The sequence below is a fragment of the Kitasatospora sp. NPDC092948 genome, assembly GCF_044754805.1.
Lineage (GTDB): Bacteria > Actinomycetota > Actinomycetes > Streptomycetales > Streptomycetaceae > Kitasatospora.
In genome coordinates this window covers 126,029-146,031 of record NZ_JBIVPU010000012.1, presented here as the reverse complement: position 1 = coordinate 146,031, position 20,003 = coordinate 126,029, and the positions used below count along the sequence as shown (strand labels likewise).

Annotated in this window: 14 protein-coding genes; 5 read left to right on the top strand and 9 right to left on the bottom strand. The window is 70.7% G+C overall.

Annotation, left to right across the window (positions count from 1 at the left end; translation table 11 throughout):
• Positions 1 to 109 precede the first annotated feature (109 nt).
• Positions 110 to 1,708: a DUF2637 domain-containing protein gene (locus ACIQF6_RS28640; protein WP_400900052.1), complete on the bottom strand. Its 1,599-nt coding sequence runs from the start codon at positions 1,706 to 1,708 to the stop codon at positions 110 to 112.
• A 564-nt stretch (positions 1,709 to 2,272) separates the two neighbouring features.
• Positions 2,273 to 2,659 (bottom strand): hypothetical protein, encoded by a 387-nt coding sequence (locus tag ACIQF6_RS28635; RefSeq protein WP_400900050.1) that lies wholly within the window; start codon positions 2,657 to 2,659, stop codon positions 2,273 to 2,275.
• Between the two features lie 314 nt (positions 2,660 to 2,973).
• Here ACIQF6_RS28635 and ACIQF6_RS28630 point away from each other — a divergent pair, with 314 nt between their 5' ends.
• Positions 2,974 to 7,080, top strand: coding sequence for an SNF2-related protein (locus tag ACIQF6_RS28630; RefSeq protein ID WP_400900048.1), 4,107 nt, complete (start codon positions 2,974 to 2,976; stop codon positions 7,078 to 7,080).
• On the top strand, positions 7,077 to 8,336 hold the full coding sequence (locus ACIQF6_RS28625) for a hypothetical protein (RefSeq protein WP_400900046.1): 1,260 nt from the start codon (positions 7,077 to 7,079) through the stop codon (positions 8,334 to 8,336). Before ACIQF6_RS28630 ends, ACIQF6_RS28625 begins: the two co-directional genes overlap by 4 nt.
• Before the next feature lie 305 nt (positions 8,337 to 8,641).
• On the opposite strand, the gene ACIQF6_RS28620 is transcribed toward ACIQF6_RS28625, so the two are convergent.
• Positions 8,642 to 9,505, bottom strand: coding sequence for a hypothetical protein (locus ACIQF6_RS28620; RefSeq protein WP_400900044.1), 864 nt, complete (start codon positions 9,503 to 9,505; stop codon positions 8,642 to 8,644).
• Positions 9,506 to 9,825: 320 nt separating this feature from the next.
• On the opposite strand from ACIQF6_RS28620, the gene ACIQF6_RS28615 reads away from it, so the two are divergent.
• Positions 9,826 to 11,298 carry a restriction endonuclease gene (locus ACIQF6_RS28615; protein ID WP_400900042.1) on the top strand — a complete coding sequence of 491 codons (1,473 nt, stop codon included), beginning with the start codon at positions 9,826 to 9,828 and terminating at the stop codon, positions 11,296 to 11,298.
• Between the two features lie 105 nt (positions 11,299 to 11,403).
• Here the strand turns inward: ACIQF6_RS28615 and ACIQF6_RS28610 are convergent, their stop codons facing one another.
• Complete coding sequence (locus ACIQF6_RS28610; protein WP_400900040.1) at positions 11,404 to 12,624, bottom strand: ParB/RepB/Spo0J family partition protein; 1,221 nt, start codon at positions 12,622 to 12,624, stop codon at positions 11,404 to 11,406.
• A gap of 5 nt (positions 12,625 to 12,629) precedes the next feature.
• Positions 12,630 to 13,871 (bottom strand): ParA family protein, encoded by a 1,242-nt coding sequence (locus ACIQF6_RS28605; RefSeq protein WP_400900038.1) that lies wholly within the window; start codon positions 13,869 to 13,871, stop codon positions 12,630 to 12,632.
• A gap of 123 nt (positions 13,872 to 13,994) precedes the next feature.
• Between ACIQF6_RS28605 and ACIQF6_RS28600 the strand changes: the two genes are divergently transcribed.
• Positions 13,995 to 14,504 (top strand): hypothetical protein, encoded by a 510-nt coding sequence (locus ACIQF6_RS28600; RefSeq protein ID WP_400900036.1) that lies wholly within the window; start codon positions 13,995 to 13,997, stop codon positions 14,502 to 14,504.
• A 44-nt stretch (positions 14,505 to 14,548) separates the two neighbouring features.
• On the opposite strand, the gene ACIQF6_RS28595 is transcribed toward ACIQF6_RS28600, so the two are convergent.
• From ACIQF6_RS28595 to ACIQF6_RS28585, 3 genes are all read right to left on the bottom strand, one after another.
• Complete coding sequence (locus tag ACIQF6_RS28595) at positions 14,549 to 14,875, bottom strand: hypothetical protein (protein ID WP_400900034.1); 327 nt, start codon at positions 14,873 to 14,875, stop codon at positions 14,549 to 14,551.
• Positions 14,872 to 15,144: a hypothetical protein gene (locus tag ACIQF6_RS28590; RefSeq protein ID WP_400900032.1), complete on the bottom strand. Its 273-nt coding sequence runs from the start codon at positions 15,142 to 15,144 to the stop codon at positions 14,872 to 14,874. Before ACIQF6_RS28590 ends, ACIQF6_RS28595 begins: the two co-directional genes overlap by 4 nt.
• Before the next feature lie 974 nt (positions 15,145 to 16,118).
• Positions 16,119 to 17,498 carry a hypothetical protein gene (locus tag ACIQF6_RS28585; RefSeq protein ID WP_400900030.1) on the bottom strand — a complete coding sequence of 460 codons (1,380 nt, stop codon included), beginning with the start codon at positions 17,496 to 17,498 and terminating at the stop codon, positions 16,119 to 16,121.
• Between the two features lie 516 nt (positions 17,499 to 18,014).
• On the opposite strand from ACIQF6_RS28585, the gene ACIQF6_RS28580 reads away from it, so the two are divergent.
• On the top strand, positions 18,015 to 18,641 hold the full coding sequence (locus tag ACIQF6_RS28580; RefSeq protein ID WP_400900028.1) for a GNAT family N-acetyltransferase: 627 nt from the start codon (positions 18,015 to 18,017) through the stop codon (positions 18,639 to 18,641).
• Positions 18,642 to 18,839: 198 nt separating this feature from the next.
• On the opposite strand, the gene ACIQF6_RS28575 is transcribed toward ACIQF6_RS28580, so the two are convergent.
• On the bottom strand, positions 18,840 to 19,694 hold the full coding sequence (locus ACIQF6_RS28575; protein WP_400900026.1) for a hypothetical protein: 855 nt from the start codon (positions 19,692 to 19,694) through the stop codon (positions 18,840 to 18,842).
• Between the last annotated feature and the right edge of the window lie 309 nt (positions 19,695 to 20,003).

Sequence of the window (20,003 nt, the reverse complement as noted above, 5' to 3'; positions counted from 1 at the left end):
TGGCCCGTTTCTGCGGCGGTGCGCCTAGCCCGGGTCCGGACGCGCGGATGCCCCCACCGGGCGATGGGGGCATCCGGACCGGACCGCGGTTCATCGGCGGTTGCGCGTGTCAGCCGCCGGCCCCGGCCATCTGCAGCAGGTCCGTCTGGGGCGTCTCGTACCTCCTCCGGTAGAGATCGGTGATGGACAGCCAGTACCGCTTGACACTCTCAGTGCTCAGCGGCTGGCCCGTCTGCCCCTTCTCCCCGTACGCGTCGAACATCCACTGCACGAACTGCTCCTTGCTGGGGTAGGAGCCGAACCGGTCGACGTAGGCGACGTAGTAGCCGTACAGGACCCGCGCACGCGGCTTGAGGCCGTCCACATCGCTGCCGTCCGGATCCTCGGCGGCCAGCTCCGGCCCCGGCTGCAGCGGAAGCGGGTCGGCCTGCGGCTCCGGGTCGAGCTCCGCCAGGATCTCGACCACGGGTGCCTGCGACCACTCATCGGACACGAACTCCGGCTCGGGCCGGGGTGCCGGGACATTCTCGACCGTCTCGGGAACGATCACGGGTACAGCGGAAACCCGGTCGGGAAGGGTCGGGGCCTGGGGGATCTGCTGCGGCGCGGCCGCGATCGCCCCGGGAACCGGAGCGGCGGACGGGGCCGGAGGCTGCGGTTCCGCCGGGATCGGAGCGGTGGCGACGGGCTGCCGGTTTGCGCCGTCCCGGGAGGACTGTTTGGCGCTCCCCGGGGCGGGTTCAAGTTCGCCGTGGACGTCGGCCGCGACCGGCATGGCCGAACTGCTCACGGCGATCGCCGCGGTTGAGGGCAGTTCACGCGAGGACAAGTCGGCCGTGACGGACGGGCGGGTGTCTGCGGACCGCCTGGAGTACAGGGAGATGCCGAGTTCGGCCAGCGCGTCCTCGTACATCGCAGGGTCACCCTCGCCGTAGGCCGCCATGCTGAACAACAGTTGCGCCAGCTCGGAGGACTTCTTGCGCCATTTGCGCCCGTACTTCTTCTTCAGCATGCGGCGCAGGATCCGGCGGTTCTTCTCCAGCTGGAGCAGCTCGACGTTGGAGGTGATGCCCCACAGGTGCTTGCGGCGCCACATCCCCAGCGTGCCGAAGGGGTCGTTGAGCCAGCGGCCGGCATCGAAGCCCTCCTTGGCGGGCTTGCCCGCCTCCAGGCTCGCCCAGCGGGCGACGGCGTGCCGTGCGGCCTCGACCACGATCACGAACAGCACCGGAACAACCGCGTGCATCGCCATCGCCAGCGGCCGGCCCCATGCGGAGGCGCTGTTCATGACGATCGTGGAGACGGTCAGCAGCCACGCCGTGCGGCGCAGAAGCGGATAGGGCATCCGCAGCCAGGTCAGCAAGAGTTCGAAGGCGTAGAGGACGACGATGCCCGCGTCGACGCCGACCGGGAGCACCCGGGCGAACCAGCCGAAGCCCTCCTTCTCGGCCAGGGACACGACCGCTTTGTACGAGCCGGCGAAGCCGATCGCGGCGATCACCATGACGCCGAAGACTATGACGCCGATGAGTGCCTTGTGTCCGCGGTTGATCGTTGGCCTGGTCAACGCTGTCCTCCTGTTGGCTGAGCCGTTCCACCATTTCATGGGGCCGGACGCCAACGCACGGCACTTCGAAGGAGCTTTGTCGTAGTTATGCCGCTTTACACTCTTTCTCCTGTCGCGAAGTGTTCGAATTTTCTCGGCCATCTGGCCAGCCGCTGCGACAGTGCGATCGCAGTGCCACCGATCTTTCGCACCGGATGCCGACGGAGCGCCTCGGAGCGCGCTTCCTGCTGGCGTTGTTGCAGTGCCGTCGGCCCGGCCGGTTGGAGTGGCTGCGACGGTGCGCGGCCCGGCAAAGTAATGAGAATGGGGGTTCGGCTCAGCTCGGGCCGAGCGGTGCCGGGGCGGCCCGCGGCGGCGGGCTGTTCGGCGGAGACCCCCGTCGAAGGTCGGCGACCTCGAGTGCGACCTGGCCAGCGCCTGGGGCACAGTCGCAGGCTTCAGTCGCTTCGGTCGCAGGTGCTGCGACGGCTGCGTCGCGATGCGACAGCGGTTCGGGGTCCTCCTGGACCGGAGCGGCCGCTCGGCTCCGGATGCTACGGCTTCCGCGAAGACTGCGACCGGTCGACCGTCGCCCTGCCGGGGTGCACGTGCGGGGTGGATCTGCCCCTGTGGGGCCGCCGACGCGGGCGGTGGGGAACGAGGACCGCCCGACGCCTGTGCGGACCGGGCGGTTGTGGTGGCTCAAGCCGTGGGGCCGCGGGTGGTTCAGCCGGCCGGGGGGACCTGGAGGTCGACGAGGATGCGGGCGGCCTGCTCGGCGTCAGCGATGGTGGCCAGGGCACTCTCACCGGCGAGATGGGTGCCGACCCGCCCGGCGAACTGGCCGCCCACGGCGTGCTTGTCCGCGTGGAGCTTGGCGGTCAGGTCGGCGGGGACGTCGGCGTAGCGCCGGGCGATGTCCACGAGCGGCTCGGGTTCGGGGTGCTCGTGCGGCACGGTGCCTTGCCAGACGGTCTCGATGACGTCCTCGTCCGCGTCGGCGGGCGGGACGTCGAGCACCTGCAGATAGAAGGTGGCCAGCGGGGCGTCCCAGCCGATGCGCACCTCCCGGCCTTCGGGTGCCGCGTCAAGGGGCTGCAGTGTGTGGGACATCGCGGGGTTGCCCTCCTCGGTGGACCGGTTCCAGGAGAAGTTACTGCATCGGCGGGCGCCCATGCAGGGGTCCACCGTGGACGCAGCGGTCGGCCGACTGCCGGCCGGTGTTCCTTCGCCGGGCGAGGAGGTGCGCGGGCGATCCGGGCCGCCAGCCTGAAGCGGGCCGATCGGGGCGGGCGGGCACGGGAGAATGCAGAGCAGTGTTCGCGCGTCCCCCTGGAGTTGCTGTGCCGGTTGATGCCCTGCCTGGTCCGAGCGCGTCCGCAGCGACCCCGCCAAGGACACCGCGTGATTCGGCCCGATGGGAGGCGATGCCGGAGAAGGCGTTCACCACCGCCTTGCTCGGCTCCGTGGGCAGTGGCCGGCAGGACCCTGCGATGGTCAGGGAGGCGGTGCGCCGCGCCGAGGCCGGCCAGGTGCCGGTCCGGGACGCCGAGGTGCTGCTGCTGGGAACCCGGCTGGAGGCGTGGCAGCCGGCGCGCGAGGCGGTTCTGCAGTGGCTGGTGGACCGGCCCGAGTTCGCTTCGGCGGTACTGACCGCCCATGCCCAGCTGGCGAAGCGCCAGCCGCCGCGCGCCGAGGAGGGACCTCCTCGCGATGGCGGCTTCACCGTCCGGGCGGTCCTCGACCTTCCTTCCGGGCCGGCCGTCGGACCGTGGGGCCAGGGCAGGGCCCGCAAGATCGCCCGTCATCAAGGGATGCTGGCACTGGTCGCCCAGCTCGCCGAGATGGAACTGCCCTCCCGGACGACCCCGGTCGGCCCGCCCGCGGCACCGCCGCCGGACCCCGTGGAAATCCCCCGCGGTCCGCTGGCCACGACCCGGTGGAGCGCCCTGGACAGCATCCAGTTCTCCGCCGCGCTGGCGACGCTGGCCAACTCCGGGCCGCCGAATACTGATCTGCTCGGGGAATTGGAGGAGCGCGGAATCGGCGGGCGTCTGTCCCCCAAGGACTGGCTGGCACTCCTACTCCAGGGCGATCCACAGTGGGCGGAGGCCAAGCAGATGGCCCTGCGAACCGCCGGCGAGGTGGCGGGGCTGGCCGCTAGCATCGTCAACCTGCTGGTACAGCAGCGCGGGACGCCTCCGGTGAAGTTCCGCGAGACCCGGGACGGTCCGGCCCACGCCCCTCGGTTCGAGATCCTCGCGACGCTGCTCACCGACGGCGGCCCCATCACTGGGCGACCGCGCCAAGGCGGTTCCCGCAAGGAGGCGCAGGAGAAGGCGCTGCGCTCCCTGCTGGCCGTGATCGCGGGCGCACCCGATCCGCAGGACGGCGAGCGTCTCGAGGATCTGCCATCGGCGCTGCGCCCGCAGGCCCGCGCGACTGCCCAAGCGATCCTGGACGGCGTCGCGGCAGCGGGCCTGGCCCCCGCTGCGGTCTACGACTTCGAGGAGGCGGGCGATCTCACGCGCTGCCGGGCTCGGACCTTGGTCAAGGGCCGGCCGCAGGACGGCTTCGGCACCGGCGGTACGCGGCAGGCCGCACAGGCGGCTGCGGCCGCGCACCTGGTGGCACGGCTGCGGGCCGGACACCACCAGGCGGCACCGACCACCGCACCGTCCACGCCGGCACCCGCGCTACCGGCGCCCCGCACGGAGCTCCAGCCCGAGGCGGCGCCGTCCGATGGGCGCGGCGCCGTCCGATGGGCGCTGCAGACGGGGTGCGCGCTGCTGTACAGCCCTTCCGAGCCCGGGAAGCTGCTCCTCCACCGGCCCGACGGCGCGCCACTGCACCCGCTCTCGCCGCCAGATCCGCTGCTCGACACCACCGTCGACGTCGTCCTGTTGGGGCCGACGGGCAAGCCGTGGCGGACCACCACCCGGGCGTGGGCGGTACCGCTGGACCTGGTCCTGCCCTGCCTCGCCTCGCTCCCGTCGCAACCGCTCCACCCCACCGTATCCGGATGGGCCGCCGTCGCACGCCTGGCCCTGCAGGTGATGGCGGCCGACGCCATCGTCCCGGCGATCGACCCCGGGGGCTGCGACGTCTGGCGGCCCGCGCCGAGCGCGGAGCTGGAGACGCAGCTGCGTCTGACTGCGGCCGCGCTCCCGCCGCTCGCGCACGCGGCCACCGCCGCCGCCGGTCCGCTACGCATCCACCCGGCGCTGCCGGCCGTGGAGGCCGTCGTCGACGGCCTCGTCGAGGCGCTTGTCCGCAGCCCGGGTGCCGCGTTGCTTCATGGCGAGGGCGCGTTCGCCGCCGCGCCGACGCGGCAGCCCGCCCACGTCCAGCAGTGGGCGGACAACCTGGAGGGCGACCTCGACCCTGCGCCCCGTCCGGACCTGCTGCTGGCCGTGCAGCCTCTCGGCCCGGCCGGGCCCTTCCTGCGCGAGGGCGAGCCGGTCGTCCGGGCCCACCTGTCGGTCCGGGACGCAGATGGACCGGTGCCTGCGGCGCGCAGCCGCGGTGCACGGCGGATCCTGCGCCGGGCCGCCGCCCTATGGCCCGTGCTGGAACAGCTGGCCTACTCCCCTGACCCCCAGTACATCGACTTCACCCTCGACGAGATCGGCGAACTGCTCGGCCCGCGAGCGGACCTGCTGGAGGACGCCGGTATCCGGGTCGAGTGGCCGGTGGAGCTGGTCGGCGCGGTCGATTCCTACACGGTGCTCGGCACCGGCTCTGCGGCCGCGGACGGCAGGGGGCTGACGATGGAGGCCATGCTCGACTGGAGCTGGCAACTCACCCTCGACGGCGCGGACCTGACCGAGGAGGAGATGGACGCCCTGGCCGAGGCCGCCCGTCCCCTGGTGCGGCTGCGCGAACGGTGGCTGATCATCCCCCCGCTCCTGGCCTCCCGAGCGCGGAGCCGCTCACTCGGGCAGATCGCGACCCGCGAAGCCCTCACCTCCGCGCTGGCCGGCGTGCTGCTCGTCGACGGCACCGCCGTCCCGTGCCGCCCGGTCGACACCCTGGCGACCGTCGTCACCGCGCTGAGGGAGGGCCCGGTCGCTAGCCCACCCGTCCCGGTGCCCCCGGCGCTGCGCGCGACGCTGCGCCCCTACCAGCAGCGCGGCTTCGAGTGGATGGCGCATCTGCGCTCCCTTCACCTGCAACCCCTCAACGGCGACGACATGGGGCTGGGCAAGACGCTGGTCACGCTGGCGTTCATCCTCCACCGCGCGGCGTACGTCACGGGTCCGGCCCTGGTGGTCTGCCCCACCTCGCTGATGGACGTCTGGGAGCAGCAGGCCGCCCGGTTCGCCCCGACCCTGCGGGTGCTGCGCCACCATGGCCCGGGCCGCCGCCTGCCCCCGGGCCTCGCCGCGGGCACGTTGGTGGTGACCACCTACGGCACGATGGTCCGCGACGTCGACGAACTCGCCGGTGTCGGCTGGGGCCAGGTCGTCGCAGACGAGGCCCACGTCATCAACAGCGGGACCTCCCAGGCCGCGACCGCGATCCGCCGCCTGCCGGCCGAGGACCGCGTCGCGTTGACAGGCACGCCCGTGCAGAACCGCAGCGAGGAGTTCCGGGAGATCGAGGACTGGCTGAACCCCGGCCTCTTCGGCAGCCGCTCGGCGTTCCGGGAGCTGATCGGCCGCCACACCGCGAAGGAAGCCGACGGGGACGCGGCCGAGCTGCTGCGCCGGATCGCCGAGCCGTTCGTGCTGCGGCGCCTGAAAACCGACCCGGAGATCGCCCCGACCCTGCCGGAGAAGATGCGCGTGCTTCACCCGGTGGCACTGACGGCCGAGCAGGCCGCGCTCTACGAGGCGGTGGTGCGCGAGGCGGCGGAGGAAATGCGCACCGGCCCCCGGGCGGCCCGGAGACGGCTCGTGCTGTCCCTGCTCAGCGATCTCCGGAAGATCGTCAACGACCCCGGCCTATATCTGGGCGAGCCGGTGCAGGACATCGCGGCCGACCTGACCCGGGCCCGCTCGCGCTCGGCAAAGCTGGACAAGCTCCTCGACCTGGTGGCCACCGCCCGCGCCAAGGACGAGCAGGTGATCGTCTGCGTCAACTTCCTGCCCGTCGGGGAGCTGATCGCGTCATGCCTGACCGCGGCCGGGCACCGAGCGGAGTTCTTCCAGGGCTCCACTCCGGCCAAGGTCCGCAAGCGGATGGTCGAGGACTTCCAGGCCGGGCGGATGCCGGTGCTGGTGCTGTCGGTGCGCGCCGGCGGTGAGGGGCTGACGCTAACGGCGGCGACCGAGGTCATCCACTTCGACTCGCCGTGGACACAGACCGCCGAGGACCAGGCGACGGACCGGGCGTTCCGAATCGGACAGACCCGAGTCGTCCACGTCCGCCTCCTGCGGGCGGCGGGCACCGTCGAGGAGCGCATCGCAGAAGTCGTCACGCACAAGGCGACGCTCGCCCAGGCCGTGCTGCCGTCCGGCGCGAACGCCTTCACCGACATGGACGAGCACGATCTGACCGCCCTCGTGACCCTCGGAGGACTGGGCCGATGACCACCGCCAGCCCCACTCCCGCCACCGCCGGCGAGGCCTTCGCCGACGCCCTGGCGCAGGCCTTCACCGCCTCCGTCGGCACCCGCCAGGACATCCTGAGCGCCACCCGGGCTCTGCCCCACAGCGCCTACACCGGGCAGTTGAACACCGCGACCACGTCCTACGTGCGCAGCACCGTGGCGATGCCCGGCCGCGCGCGGGCCCGCGCCACGCTCCACCTCGGGGCCCTCAGCGAGGCACAGTGGGACGAGGCCGCCGCCGCCCTGACCGAGCAGCCCGACGTCCTGGCGGCCGTCATGTCCGGCCGTGTCCACCCCGCGTTCCTGGTCGCCGCGCGTACCGCCGGGCACCCGATCGTCCCGAGCGAAGTCCACTTCGAGTGCAGCCTCCACCGGCCGCCCGCCGGGCAGGCCGCAGGAGAGCTGTGCGAGCACACCGCGGTTCTCGCGCACGCCCTGGCGGCGCGTCTGCGCAGTCAGCCCTCCGCGCTGCTGGTCGTCCGCGGCTGTTCGGTCGGGCGTCTGTCGGCCAAGGTCCGCACCGCCCTGACCCGGAACCGTCGCCCCGGTGACACCCCGGCGGCAGACCATCCTGCGGCAGCACCGACCGTCACCGCCGTCAACCCCGGCGCAGTGCGCGCCGACGACGCCTTCGCCCTGTGGATCGCGGCCGGCAAGCATGGGGGCGACACCGCGGCCGTCTTCACCCCGCCCGGCTTCGACCTGCCCGATCCCCCGGCCGGAGTGAGCCCGGGGCTGGCGGGCATCGTCGCCGACGCCGCCGAGCGCGCCCGGGAACTCCTGCGGGGAATCGTGGTCGAGGAGCTGGACCCGCTGACCGACGCGATCCGCCACCTGGCCACCCCGGCCGGGGCACCGATGTTGGAGACGGTCGCAGCCCGGCTGGGCCGCAAGCCGGCCGACGTGCGATCGCTGGTCCTGGCCTACCGGTACGGCGGCCCGGCCGGTGTCGCAGTCGCAGCAGGCCCGCTGCCGGTCGACGGCGAGGTGCTACAGCGTGGGGCCGCTGCGATCATCGCGGCGCAGCCGACCGTCCGCGGTTCCCTGGACCTGCGACAAAACAAGATCACCAACAGTGGCGTCGGAGTACAGGTGCGACTCGGCCCCGACGGCCGGTGGTACCCCTTCGCGGCCGGGGCTGACCAAAGCTGGCACCCCGTCCTGGGCCCCTCGCACGACCCCGTGACCGCCTACCGCGCAGCGCGCAGCGTGCGACGGGTGGGGCCCCGGAGGTAGCAGCGCTGCCGGGGGCGAGGTTCCCGAGGCTTTCCCCTGCCCATGGCGGGGAAGCAGGCTCCGTGGCGGGCGGTCCTGCAGCGGGGGCGCGGGTGGGTTACCGCCGTGCGACGGGCCGCCCCGAGCTGCGACGGTGCTCCTCAGTCGAAGGACTTGAGAGGTCGCACTGTCGCAGTCGCACCGCTGGCTCAGTAGACGGGTGCGGCGCACCGATCGAGCCGGTCGCAGCGGAACCTGCGACTGCTCGTAGTCGGCTGCCGCACGCTCCGCGGTAATGCGATCCGCCTTGGACTGCGGCCGGCGCTCTACGGGTATCCGGCTTCCTGCGCCAGAGCCGTCCCCTCAAGCTCCTCACGACGGGCCTTCAGATCGCCCAAGCTCACCGAGCTGCGCAGCAGATCGAGCCCGAAGAGCGGGAAACTCCAATGGTGCAGGACCTGATGGACGTGCTCATCTGTGGCGCTCTCCGCGAACAGCCCCGCGTTGTACAGCGCCTCAACGGCGGCCCCGTTGATTTCCAGGATCTCGCCCCAGTGGGTGGACTTCTTGAGGTCCACCGCCTTCCAAACATCGGCGACGACGTCCAGGCCGGCGCGCGTCGTCGCCCCGACCTGTTGCAGGGCCAGGGCGACAGTGATGGCCCCGCTCACCAGCACCACCCCGTACTGGTCATGGGATGCCGGCGTCGTCCACCACCCTGTCCCCCCTTCGCCGGTCACATAGTCGACGTACAGGGAGTCTTCGCGGTTCGCCTCGATCGCGTTGCGGAAAATGAAATCGAAGTCGTTGGGCCCGTCCAGGTAGTACTTCTGGCGCAGGTCTTCGACGTACTCGCAGACCTCGGCGAAGTCCGCCGGCCGGTAGTCGTAGTGCCGAACGTAGATACCCCGAGCGAGGTGCTCATAGAGGTACTTGATCTGCTGGGCAGCAGCCTCCTTGTCGCTCCAGCCCGATCTCGTGAGGTCCAGGAGGATCAGAACCTTGGCGGCTTCCTCACGGGCGAACGCCTCGATCACGGTCGCGCCTCGGCGGCCATCGTCGCCGAGTTGCAGCAGGCTCTGGTGGAGAGCTCCGACATGCTCGGTGAGCAGGCCCAGGCCTTCCGCGATGATGTCCGTCCGCTGGGCCGTGGGCTTCTGGAAGATGGCCCTGAGATTCCGAGGTTGCATGGCCTCACGGTAGGGAACGGCCGTTGCCGCCGCCAGCGTATTCCCCGGGGCTGGCGAGCGGCGCACCAGCGGATCGGCCCGTGGTTCAGTGGTTCGCGGAAGAGCTGTCTGTGGGTCGTCACAGTTGCACCTCGATCACCGTCGCAACGGGTCCATGCCTGCGCTGCGAGTGCGGCGGGCAGTCGGTGCTGTCGCAGCGCCGTATGCGACTGTGCCCTATCCCGGGGCGGGCCCGGCGCAGCTGCGACAGCACCAGGTGCTGCGCCGTTCTCTCCCGCCCCGAAGGCAGGCCTGTCAGGGCCTCCGGGTAGCCTCCCCCGATGATCATCGACCGCCAGGCTGCTGTGACCCCGACCCGCTACGACGACCGCGACCTGCGAAGGTGGATGGGCGCACAGATCTCTGCGGCGGACTCCGATGACCTGCTGGCGGCTTGGCTCTGGACCGAGGAGGCCCGGCTGTGCCGTTCGACCGCCGAGAAGTGGAAGGACCACCACGCGGTGGTCACGCGCGAGAAGACGGAAGTCCGCCAGCGGGTCGAAGTGCTCTGGAGGGACCGGCCAGGCGATCGGATTCCCACGGCACACCGCGACCAGGTGCAGGCTGCCCTTGAACGGGCTGCCCTGGAGCTCGGGGATCTCGCCTCTGCCGCGGCCAGCGGCAGCAGCGAGGCCGGCCTGGCCTGGAGCAGGATGCGCTGCTCCTTCGGCAAGGACCCCGTAGACAGTTACCAGGGAAGGGAAGACCGCGACCGATCCCCCGTCCAAGCCAGCTTCCGCCAGCGGGTCCAGCTGACGCGCAGCCAGGAGGCTCTCGCCCGCGTGCTGGCCGCTCTCCGCGAGGCCGTCCAAGTTGCTGCAGGGGAAGAGAACCTCCGGCGGCAGCGCATCGTATCCGGGGGCCTCAGCCCCGAGGAGCAGTTCCTGCGCGGCGTCCACGCCGCTGCCCACGTCCACCGGGACCGCGTGGAGCAGGAAGCGGATCAGCTGGAACGCCGGGAGAACGAAGGCGATGGCCCTCCCCCCGTGAACAACGAGGCCCACAGCTACGTGAACGACTGGCCGGCGACCCGAGCCCTGGCGCAATCCATACGAGCAGAACGCAAGGTTGCCTGGGCGCTGGCCGAGCAGGTGAACGACCTCTGGGAAGCCCTAGCTGATGACGCCCACCTGGATGGCCGCGATCCGGCACCGGGCACCCCTGGGAAGTCCGTGGCGCTGTTCGGCACCCTCGCGGTCCTCTCGCGCGAGGTCGCATCGGCGCGGGAACGTGTCGACGCCGCCGTGGAGCAGCATGCCGAGGCACTCCACCACTTCGGACTGCGGCGAAACCGTCGACACAACTGGGAGCGGTCAGGGGAGTATCGCTCGCTGAACCGGATCAGCGAGATGCACTACCGGGAGTTCGAACACCTCGTCGCCGACCTGCTGGTCAGGGACGGCTTCTCCGTCAAGCAGCGCGGCGGAGGCCCTAACGACCAGGGCGCTGACGTCATCGCCATGTGCCCTGCTGGCCAACGGTTCGTCGTGCAGTGCAAGCACACCTCCGTGAACGCCAGAGTCGGCACTCCCGACCTGCAGCGCTTCAAGGGCACTGCCTGGGACGTGCACAGCGCAGACGTGGCCCTGGTGGTGACCAACTCCGGTTTCTCCAGGAACGCGAAGGCTTTCGCTGCGGAGCACAACTTCCAGCTGGCGGGAGACACCGCGATGTGGCGGTGGGCCTACCTGGGGGATCCACTCCTGGACATCCTTTCGAGCCTGGCCAAGGACACCCTGGTCCGCGGGGCATGACCGTGAGGCTGACCTCCCCGCCTTGATGGGACTGAAACGGCGGAAGGTGGTGTGCTCAACTCCCAGGAGTCGAGCACACCACCTTCCGTGGCGCGTGCCCTTGCTCTACGCGGTGGCTTCTTGGACGACTCGGTGGATCGGAAGCTGCTCAGCCGCATACGCAAGGTGGGCCCGGAAGCGGTCTGCAAGTTCGGCTGCACCCTGCGGATCTGCCTTTGCGGCTCTCGTGTAGGCCTGAGTCATGCCCCAGAGCGAGTCTGTGAAGGCAACCGCTTGGTTGACGTACACGGCGAAGTCGGCGAGGGGGTCGGCTGCTGGGCTACCCGTCGTCGGTTTCGGCTGCGCAGGATAGGTATCGCCTTGCGTGGGAGAGGGCAGTGGCGCGCTGGCGGGCTTTACCGCGGTAAAGCCCTCAGTCATGGGCGTCCCGGCCGGGGTGCCGTCAGCCTGTGCCGCATTCCGGGCAGGTTCGACAGCCGCAGCAGATGCAGCGGCGCCTTCGCTTGTGGCCGCCTTTACCGCGGTAAAGCTCTGCTCCACAGGGGTGTTGGGTGGCTTCGCCGCCGTCGGCTGTGTTCTTGGCTTCCGCGGCGGCCGAGGCTGGGCCTTTTCTTCCTCCCGCTCGGCGGTCCTGACGCGCCAAGCGTCCATCTGTTCAGACGCAGGAAGCTTCACCAGCGTCCGCGTTTCCCTCAAGGGCAGTTCCCCGGAGCTCACCAGCTCCTGCAGGTCCGGTACCAGATCCAGCAGATACATCTGCTGGGTGACCCAGCCAGCCGACTTCTCGTAGTGCTCGGCGACCTTGGCCTTGCCTCCGAGTTCTTCCACCATCGTCCTGATGCCGATGGCCCGCTCGATCGGGTCAAGGTCCTCGCGATCGTTGTTCTCCGCGAGGACCGCGTCCAGGAAGTCGGCGCGGGACTTGGCGATCTCGTCGTCGACGAGCACGTCGAGCGTGGGGTTCTCCGCCTCTCGGGAGCCCCGCCAGCGGCGCTCGCCGTTGGCGATGACGTAGATGGCGGTGCCGATGACCTCCGCCTCGCTCGGCCAGAGCGCGAGGTATGCCTCTCGGGTAACCGCGACGGCGGGCTGCAGCTGCTTTCTCTTGAGCCGAAGCCCGAACTCCCGCAGCTCTTCGCTCGTGCCGAAGTTGCGGCGGGGGTTGAACCTCGTCGGCACGAGCTGCGCGAGCGGCAGGGCGCACAGGCGGCTGTCCGGTGCGCCGGCGGTGGCGGCGCCGGTGCTGGCGGCAACGGCTTGGCGCCGTGCACTGACACCGCCCTGCGTACGGGCGAACGCGGAGCCGGTGCCGAGCTTGTCTCGCATGCTACTCATGAAACCTCCCGGGCCAGGGCGCGCATCGTGGCAGCCTGCTCGCCGCGCGGGGCAAAGGAGAGCAGGGACTGCCTCATGCGGACGGCCTTGAGCTGGTCGGTGAGGTTGCCGATCACGGCGACAACGCGGGGGTCCTGAATCTCTATCCACGACTGCAGGGAAGACTTGGCGATGAAGCCACGGCGCGCGTCGTAGAGGTTGACCACGATGCCGAGGTAGTCGATCTCTACCGTCATGTCGCTTCGGAGGTCCTCGATCTGGCTGACGAGCAGGTCGTAGGCGTCGGCGCTGCTGTCCTCCGCCTGCACCACGATCAGCGCGCCGGAGCTTCCGGGGTCTTCGTCTTCCCGGCGGCGCCCGTAGAAGATCGCCGCGTCCATGCTGAGCCCGAGGCTGGGCGGGCAGTCCACGATGATCTCATCGTAGAACGGCTCGAGCGGAGCCAGCGCGCGCTCCAGAGAGCCCTCGCGAAAGCGAACCTTCGAGAGAGCCACATCCAGGAGGAAGCCGTCCTGGCAGCCGGGCAGCAGGTCGAGTCGGCCGCCGTACCGGTCGTCTTGGATCTTCACCACCAGGTCGCGAATGTCCCCCTTGGCTTCCCCAGTCATGTGCTTGGAGAGGCTGTCCACGTTGGGAGCCATGGGGATCTCTTGCTGCCCCAACTGATTCGTGAGGTGCCGCTGCGGGTCGAAGTCGACCAGCAGCGTGCGGCGGCCGAGACCGGGCACCTCCTCAAGCTCCAGGGTGGATGAGTCCTCTGTCTCTTCAAGAAGCGCCGCGAAGTGCTTCGAGATCCGCACCAGGTACAGGGACTCCGGGTCCTCCGCGAACGCTGCACCCATACCAGCCGTGACGGACGTCTTTCCGACGCCGCCCTTCTGATTGCAGACGATGCGACGGCGTGGGTGCTTGGCGCGAACAACGGCGGGCGCCGGGTTCGTCTCCAACCACAACTGCACAGACTGGGCGAGTCCCTGCGTCAAGGAGACGCCTCGGCTACCTGCGGTCTGTCGGAACGCTTCCCACTGCCCGCTCGGCAGGAAGGTCGAGAACGACTCGGCGCCAGCGGTATCAACGGTGCCTGGGGCGGAGGCCAAGGCCATCCAGGCAGTGATCCCCCGCTGGACGGCGGTCTGGATCTCGATGCGGTGCTGTGCCGCTCTGACCTTGAGCCGCTGCCAGAGCTCACCTGGCAGCTTAGATACGACCTTCTCGCGGTCGCCGGGTACGGATGTCATGGCGGTACCTTACTAACGCCGTGAACCATTCTTGCAGCAGAACACGTTAGTAATACCAGAATCTTCGGCTTTACCGCGGTAAAGCCCTCGATACGGGATCGTGCCGGGCGAGCAGTCCAGGAAGTGCCTGACCTCCGGCGGCAGGCAGATCTGGCCTGCTACCTGATGGCCGCCGCGGCGAAGGGCGGCAGCCCCCGGTTCGACCTGCTGGCGGAGCAGGGGATCAAGGCCGCCGCGCACTTCGGCCTGATTCAGCCCGGCTGGGCGGAGGTCGGCCGCCAGATGCGGCGTCCCAGCCTGCAAGCCCTGTCGCTGGGCGCGGCGGTCCGGCTCCTGGTCGCGGCGGCCGAACTCCACCACCCCTCCCGGAACCGGCTGGAGTGCCGGATGCTCGCGGTCGACCGCGCGGAGACCCGCTTGGTCCTGTACTTGCGTCTGTCCATGTTGCCCGTGCCGCGCCGCCGTCGCGGAGGGCTGGCGGCGCGGTCCGAGGTGGGGCGTTTCGTGGCCCGGCTCGATGGCCACCTGTGCGAGCTGGACACTCACCGCCGGGACGCGGGCGTGGCCGCGCTCGCCCGGCTGGGGCTGGGTCTGGTCAGCCACCTCGTCCACGGCACCGACCTGCCCGTCTGATCCGTCGTGCCGAGGCGGCGGGCGTCGAGGCCGGCTCGGGCCGGTCAGAGTTCGGGCTGGGGCGAGTCTTCCGGAACGACGGCGGCGATCCGCACGGTCGGCGGCCACGGCGGGGCCGGGGAGTGGGCGTGCATCACGTTGATGGCCGGGCAGCCGGTTTCCGGGGCGGCCTCGATCCGGGTGGAGTACAGCTCGACGTGCTGGCCGCCTTCGGCGACGACACGGATCAGCCGGCCGAGGCGCGGTTGGTGCTCCAGCTCGCGGCGCAGCTTCTCCAGGGCATCGTCGGCGCCGAGTTCCTTGGCCCGGTGCGCGGCGCGGTCGGTGATGGCGGCGATGGCTTCGCCGTGGTGCTGGTCGGGGTGGTTCACTCGGCGTCCTGCCGGGCCAGCAGGTCGGTGACGACCTGGTCGACCGCGGCGGCGGCTTCCGGGCCGGCGGCCAGGTGCACGCGGCTTCGGTAGGCGGCGAGGATGTCCTTGACGGTGGGCAGGTCGACGATGTTGCCCGGGTCGTGAACTTCGGTCACCTGGTCGACCCGGACGCTGGGAAGCAGTTGCTCGGCGAGTTCGGCGTCCAGCTTCTCGGCGTCGCCGGGGTATCCGTGGCCGGCCCGCAGTGCGGCCCGAAGCTCTTGCACGGTGCCCGTCGGGTGCGGGTGCGGGTGGCTGCGATGCGGAGGTCACCCAGCCTTCGGGCCCTCCGCTCCCTCAGCCTCCGCAGTACGCCGGCTTCGGGTGCGGACCTGGCTCCAGCCACCATGGTCCGCAGCACCGCCGGCGGCTGTCTCCGTACCTTCGCTTCTCGGACACGTTGCCGGATCTGGTGACCTTCGACGCCGCTGCTCGCCATGAAGCCGTACTGGCCAGGGCTGTCCTGATCGCGATGTACTGCACGAGCCCGGCCGGCGCGCCAGGGGTGGTGAGGCGACTCGGCCGGTCGGGTCGCTCGTACGGCTCGATGTCGGCTCCCCGGCCGGTGCCATGCCGGACACGAAGCCGGCTTCTGGGTCGCGGCGGCACCGTGCGGATTCTGGCAGGCGCTGCGCGGTTCAGGGCCGGTGCCCGCGCCGTCCGGGTCGCCGACCGTTCTGGCGTCGGTCACCGTCTCGCCCTCGATCCGCTGGGGTGGTCATCGGAGCCGCACGCCCCGGAGTGTGGCGCGCAGTCTGGGTGCTCACCCCCTCGGCTTCCCGCTGTCGCTGTTGCCGTGTGGGTGATCTGACCGCCGCGCGCTGGCGGCGGCCGCGGGGAGGCGGTTCTCGCCGGGTCGGACAGCGCGATGGCCGGCTACGGTTCGACGGGCTCAGGGCTGCTGCACTGCTGGGCAGCCGTGGATCCGTTTCCCCGCCTCGCCCGAGCCGACGTCGGGCGCCGACGGGTTGAAGTGGCCCGGGGAATCCGGCGCGAGGGTCGGTTCCAGGAACGGGGCTCGCACGACAGCGAGGAGCCGGGCTCGGCCGTCCGACGGAGGAGTGTGAGCGGCTGGCCCGGCGAAGACATCTCAGGGTGGTAGGACGTCGAGCTGTGGCTGGAACTTGTGGTGCTTCAGCCGTGAGCGGGGCTGGTGGGCTTGGCCACCGACGTCATGGTGGGTGTTCGTACTACTGAGGTATCAGGCGGGTTCATCGCGGGCCAGGGCCCGGTCGAGGAACTGGTTGCGGGTGGCCTCGTCGATCTTGCTGTCCAGGACCAGCGACCTGCGGAGGGCTTCCGCGCTCAGGCCGGCCGAGATCCCGAGCCGCTCGGCAGCCTCGTGCTGGACATTGCCGAGGGTCGACTGGGCCGTGCTGGGGTCGAACCGGATGAACCAGTCGAGCGTCTTGGCGACGGGCCGGCTGATGGCGAGCTCGAGCGGGGTGATTGCCCTGGTGTGATTGCCCCGCTGATGGCGCTGCACGCTGGTTGTGAACTCGTCGAGGATGGCGTGGCGCAGGGTGGCGCTGAACAGGTCGGTGGGGACGATGTCGTTGAGGGTCACCGCGACGTTCCAGGCGAGTTCGGTGGCCACCCCCTTGATGGCTTCCTCCCCGCGGTGGCGCAGGGACCAGCGCTTGAGCGTGGAGGGCCGTCGCAGGGCGCTGAGGAAGCGAGCGGTGTACCGGTCGCGGACCTCGGCTTGCAGGGGGGAGAGGGGGTGCTCGTCGTCGGTTGCCAGGATGGCTTCGACGCCTTCGGCGGAGCGGTTGCGGGCCTCGACCCAGTCGGCTCCGACGGGGCGGGACCAGAGGTTGCGGCCGGAGATGGTCGCCTGCGGCATGGGCACGTCGTTCTCGTCGCGGGCGATGTAGGAGCGCAGGGTGGAGGCGGAGATACCGGCCATGGCGGCCAGGTCGGGGGCGCCGATCAGATGGTCGGCGGCGAGTTCGGGGCTGGCGAGGTTGACGACGCACCGGTCCAGCGGCCGGGCGCCGGGGTGGGTGTGGTGGATCTGGGCCCACAGGGCGAGCTGGTCGAGCCAACTGCTGGGCGGTTCGGCGGCGGGCGCGAAGTCGGTGACCTTGACGATGGTGGCGCTGCCGGGGCCGGTGCTGGTGTCGAGGAGGTCGGCGGCGGTGATGGTGGTCGGCGCGCTGGCCTTGCGGAATTCGTGGCGGTGGTGGACGGGGTGCCAGATCTGGCCAGGCCGGTACCAGGTGGTGCCGTCCCACCAGTAGCCGCCGGCTCGGAAGAGCAGCTGGGGGCCGTCCCACTCGCTGTGCATCGAGGCGATGTCGCTGTCGGACATCAGCAGGACGGTCTGGCCGTGCTCGGGGTGGAATCGGATCGACCAGCCGAGGTCGGGCCGGAGCGGGTCGGTGGTGAATGCGTGCCACCCGCCGTCGGGAAGCGTGTCGTAGCGGCCCCACGTGCCGCTGCCCTCGTGCCGGCCAACGGCTTCGATCGCCTCGGGTCCCTCGTCGAGGGGGAGGTGGGAGTCGTCGACGAAGGGCAGGTCCGGCACGGGGTGATGGGTGCGGGTGCCATTGGCGAGAGGACGGTGCTGGAAGGTCATGGTGCTGCCCCCTTGGTTCGCTACGTGCTGTATCTATTACAGCGCACAGGTTGCCGCATCTACAGCATTAGAAGCCAGTAGCTACAGCGAATTCTGGCCAGCAACGTGGGCGCAGGGATCGGGGCATCCACGGGCCGTAGTCCGCAGCGCCCTCGGAGGCTGTTCGGAATACGCAGGTCAGGCACCTGCCAACGATTGCCGAGGACGGCCGAAAGCAGTCTTCCGGCGCGGCATCCGTGCACCAGTCGCGTCGGCCGGCCCGGCACAGAGCCGCCCTCCCGCCCAGCGCGCAGGCCGACGGAAGGAACGACGCGACGGCCGGCCGGCCCGCCTTGCGCCTGCGGGCACCCGCGCCGGATCGACCTGGGAGTCGGGGACGAGTCGCCTCGGCTCCGTATTGCGGCTGGTGACCTTGGGTGAAGCCCGAGCGGGAGCCGGCCTTGCCGGTGGCCGGACGTAGCATCGGGTCCTGGTTCGGGGACCACCTCCGCACCTTCAACTCGAGGAATCTCCACCATGGGCAAAGCCTCCAGACGCCGTGCCGATCATCGCGCCCGAGCCAGCGTGTCCCACGGCCCGCTGTCGATTCGCCCGCTGGCCGCCGATGATCTCCCGGCCGCACTCGAACTCCTCGCTGGCACCGTGGACACCCTGACGCCGGAAACCGCGGCGCTCTACCTGGCTCCACCCACCGAGAACAACTCCTTCGCCAGGGGCCTGGTCGCCGAGACCGAGGACAGCATCACCGGCATCGCGCTCGCGATCGGCAAGGCCATCCATCTGCCCGGACTGCCCGTGGACACGGCCACCATGGTGCGCCGCCTGGTGTGGCTCGACGCGGTCGCCGTCCACCCCGCAGCACGTCGCCGGGGCGTCGGCACCGGACTCATCAACGCGACGCTCGACAGCTACCGGGCCGATGGGTACCGCTTGGTGTGCGCCAACCTGGCCACCGGTCGGCACGACCTGCCGCCGATCTACACCGCCTGGGGCTGGACCGTCGGCCGGGCCGGTGCGGGGCTGCCGCTTCACCTGGGCGGCTACGACATCGAGATCAACGCTCACCCCGAGGTTCGAACCGCATGGCAGGCTCTGGACGCGGGTGTACGCGTGGAGCGGGGCGTCGTGACCGGCGTGGTCTGACCTCTGCGCGCTGGCAGCGGGTTCGGTGCTCGGCCAAGCGGGCTCCGCCCTGAGTCGGCGGGCGCCGGTTCCCACTTGAACTGGCAGACCATCCAGTAGGCCTCCGCCTCGGCCTGCACCAGCCGCGCACCGAACCGCGGAACACCGTAGAGGCCGCCCTACGTCAGCACCGGTCCTGAAGCCGCCACATCGTGAGGGTCAGCGGGTGCCAACTCGGCCGGGCGGTGGTTCCGCTGTCCGGTTTCGGCAGCCGGCTGGCGTCGCCCCGCCACTCGTAGGTCGTCCCGTACCCCAGGGCGCCTTCGATCTCGTCGTAGGGCACGAGCGGTTCGGGTCGGCCAGGACGGCCCCGGCGGCCGTGCACGCCGCCAGAATCTTGTCATGGCGGCGGAAGAAGTTCTGGGCGATCTCCTGCACCGGGCGCGGCGTGAAGGCCGCCAGATCCGCTTCGCCGACCTCGTCGCCGAAGCGGGCGCGCAGCGTGGCGGCCGCGTAGTCGCAGGTCTCCTCGAACGCCTGCTGCACGTCGACCTCCAGCCCGGAGTACCAGACAGGTCGAGTGTCGAACGTCCGGAGCAGGGCTTCCCCCACCAGCCGCTCGGCGGTCTCCTGCAACGACCCTTCGTCCGCTTCAAGCGCTCCGGCTTCTACCGCCATGGCGAGCTGTGCGGTCAGCGCTGCAGCGGCCGGGGCCAGGACCTCCCTCAGCTGCTGGAGCCTGGCGAGCCGGCCGTAGTACGGGTCGCACGCGGCGAGGACCTTGGCCGCGGTGGTGGGGAAACTGATCGTGACGTAGTCCGGCAGGGTGGCGAGGTAGAGCTCGGCGTCGGCGTCGCCGGCGTCCCGCAGCCGGATGCCGTCACCGTCCCGCCGATCGTCGGCGGCGATTTCGAACAGCGTCCTGGGGACGCCTTCGTTCTCCCATCGCTGCCGGCAGGTGCGTGCGGCGGCGACGGCCTCGTCGACGTTGGCCCGGTTGAAGCGCGCCGAGGCGGCTTCGAGCCCGGCAAGCCTGGCGTCGAGCGGGTTCTTGCGGATTTCCTGAGTAGGCATCATCGCCCTTTCCTGGAGGGTGCAGTGGCAACGGGGCCCCGCCGGGCATGGCGGAGCAGCGGCCCCGGATGGTGCCCGTGCGCGGCACGGGAGGAAAGGTGGGCCGTACAAGGGGTGCTGGACCTCCGAACGGTCCCAGCACGGTGGCGCGATGGTGCCCCGGGCCTCACCGGCCCGAGGAGGATGTTCAGCGGCAGTCTGGCAGGCACCACCGACAACCCGTCCCGGAGCCCGGGATGCGACACCAGTGGTCGGGAAGCGGTGATGCTGCGGGGTCGGGGCGGCAGCGCGCCGGTGGCGGTCACCGGT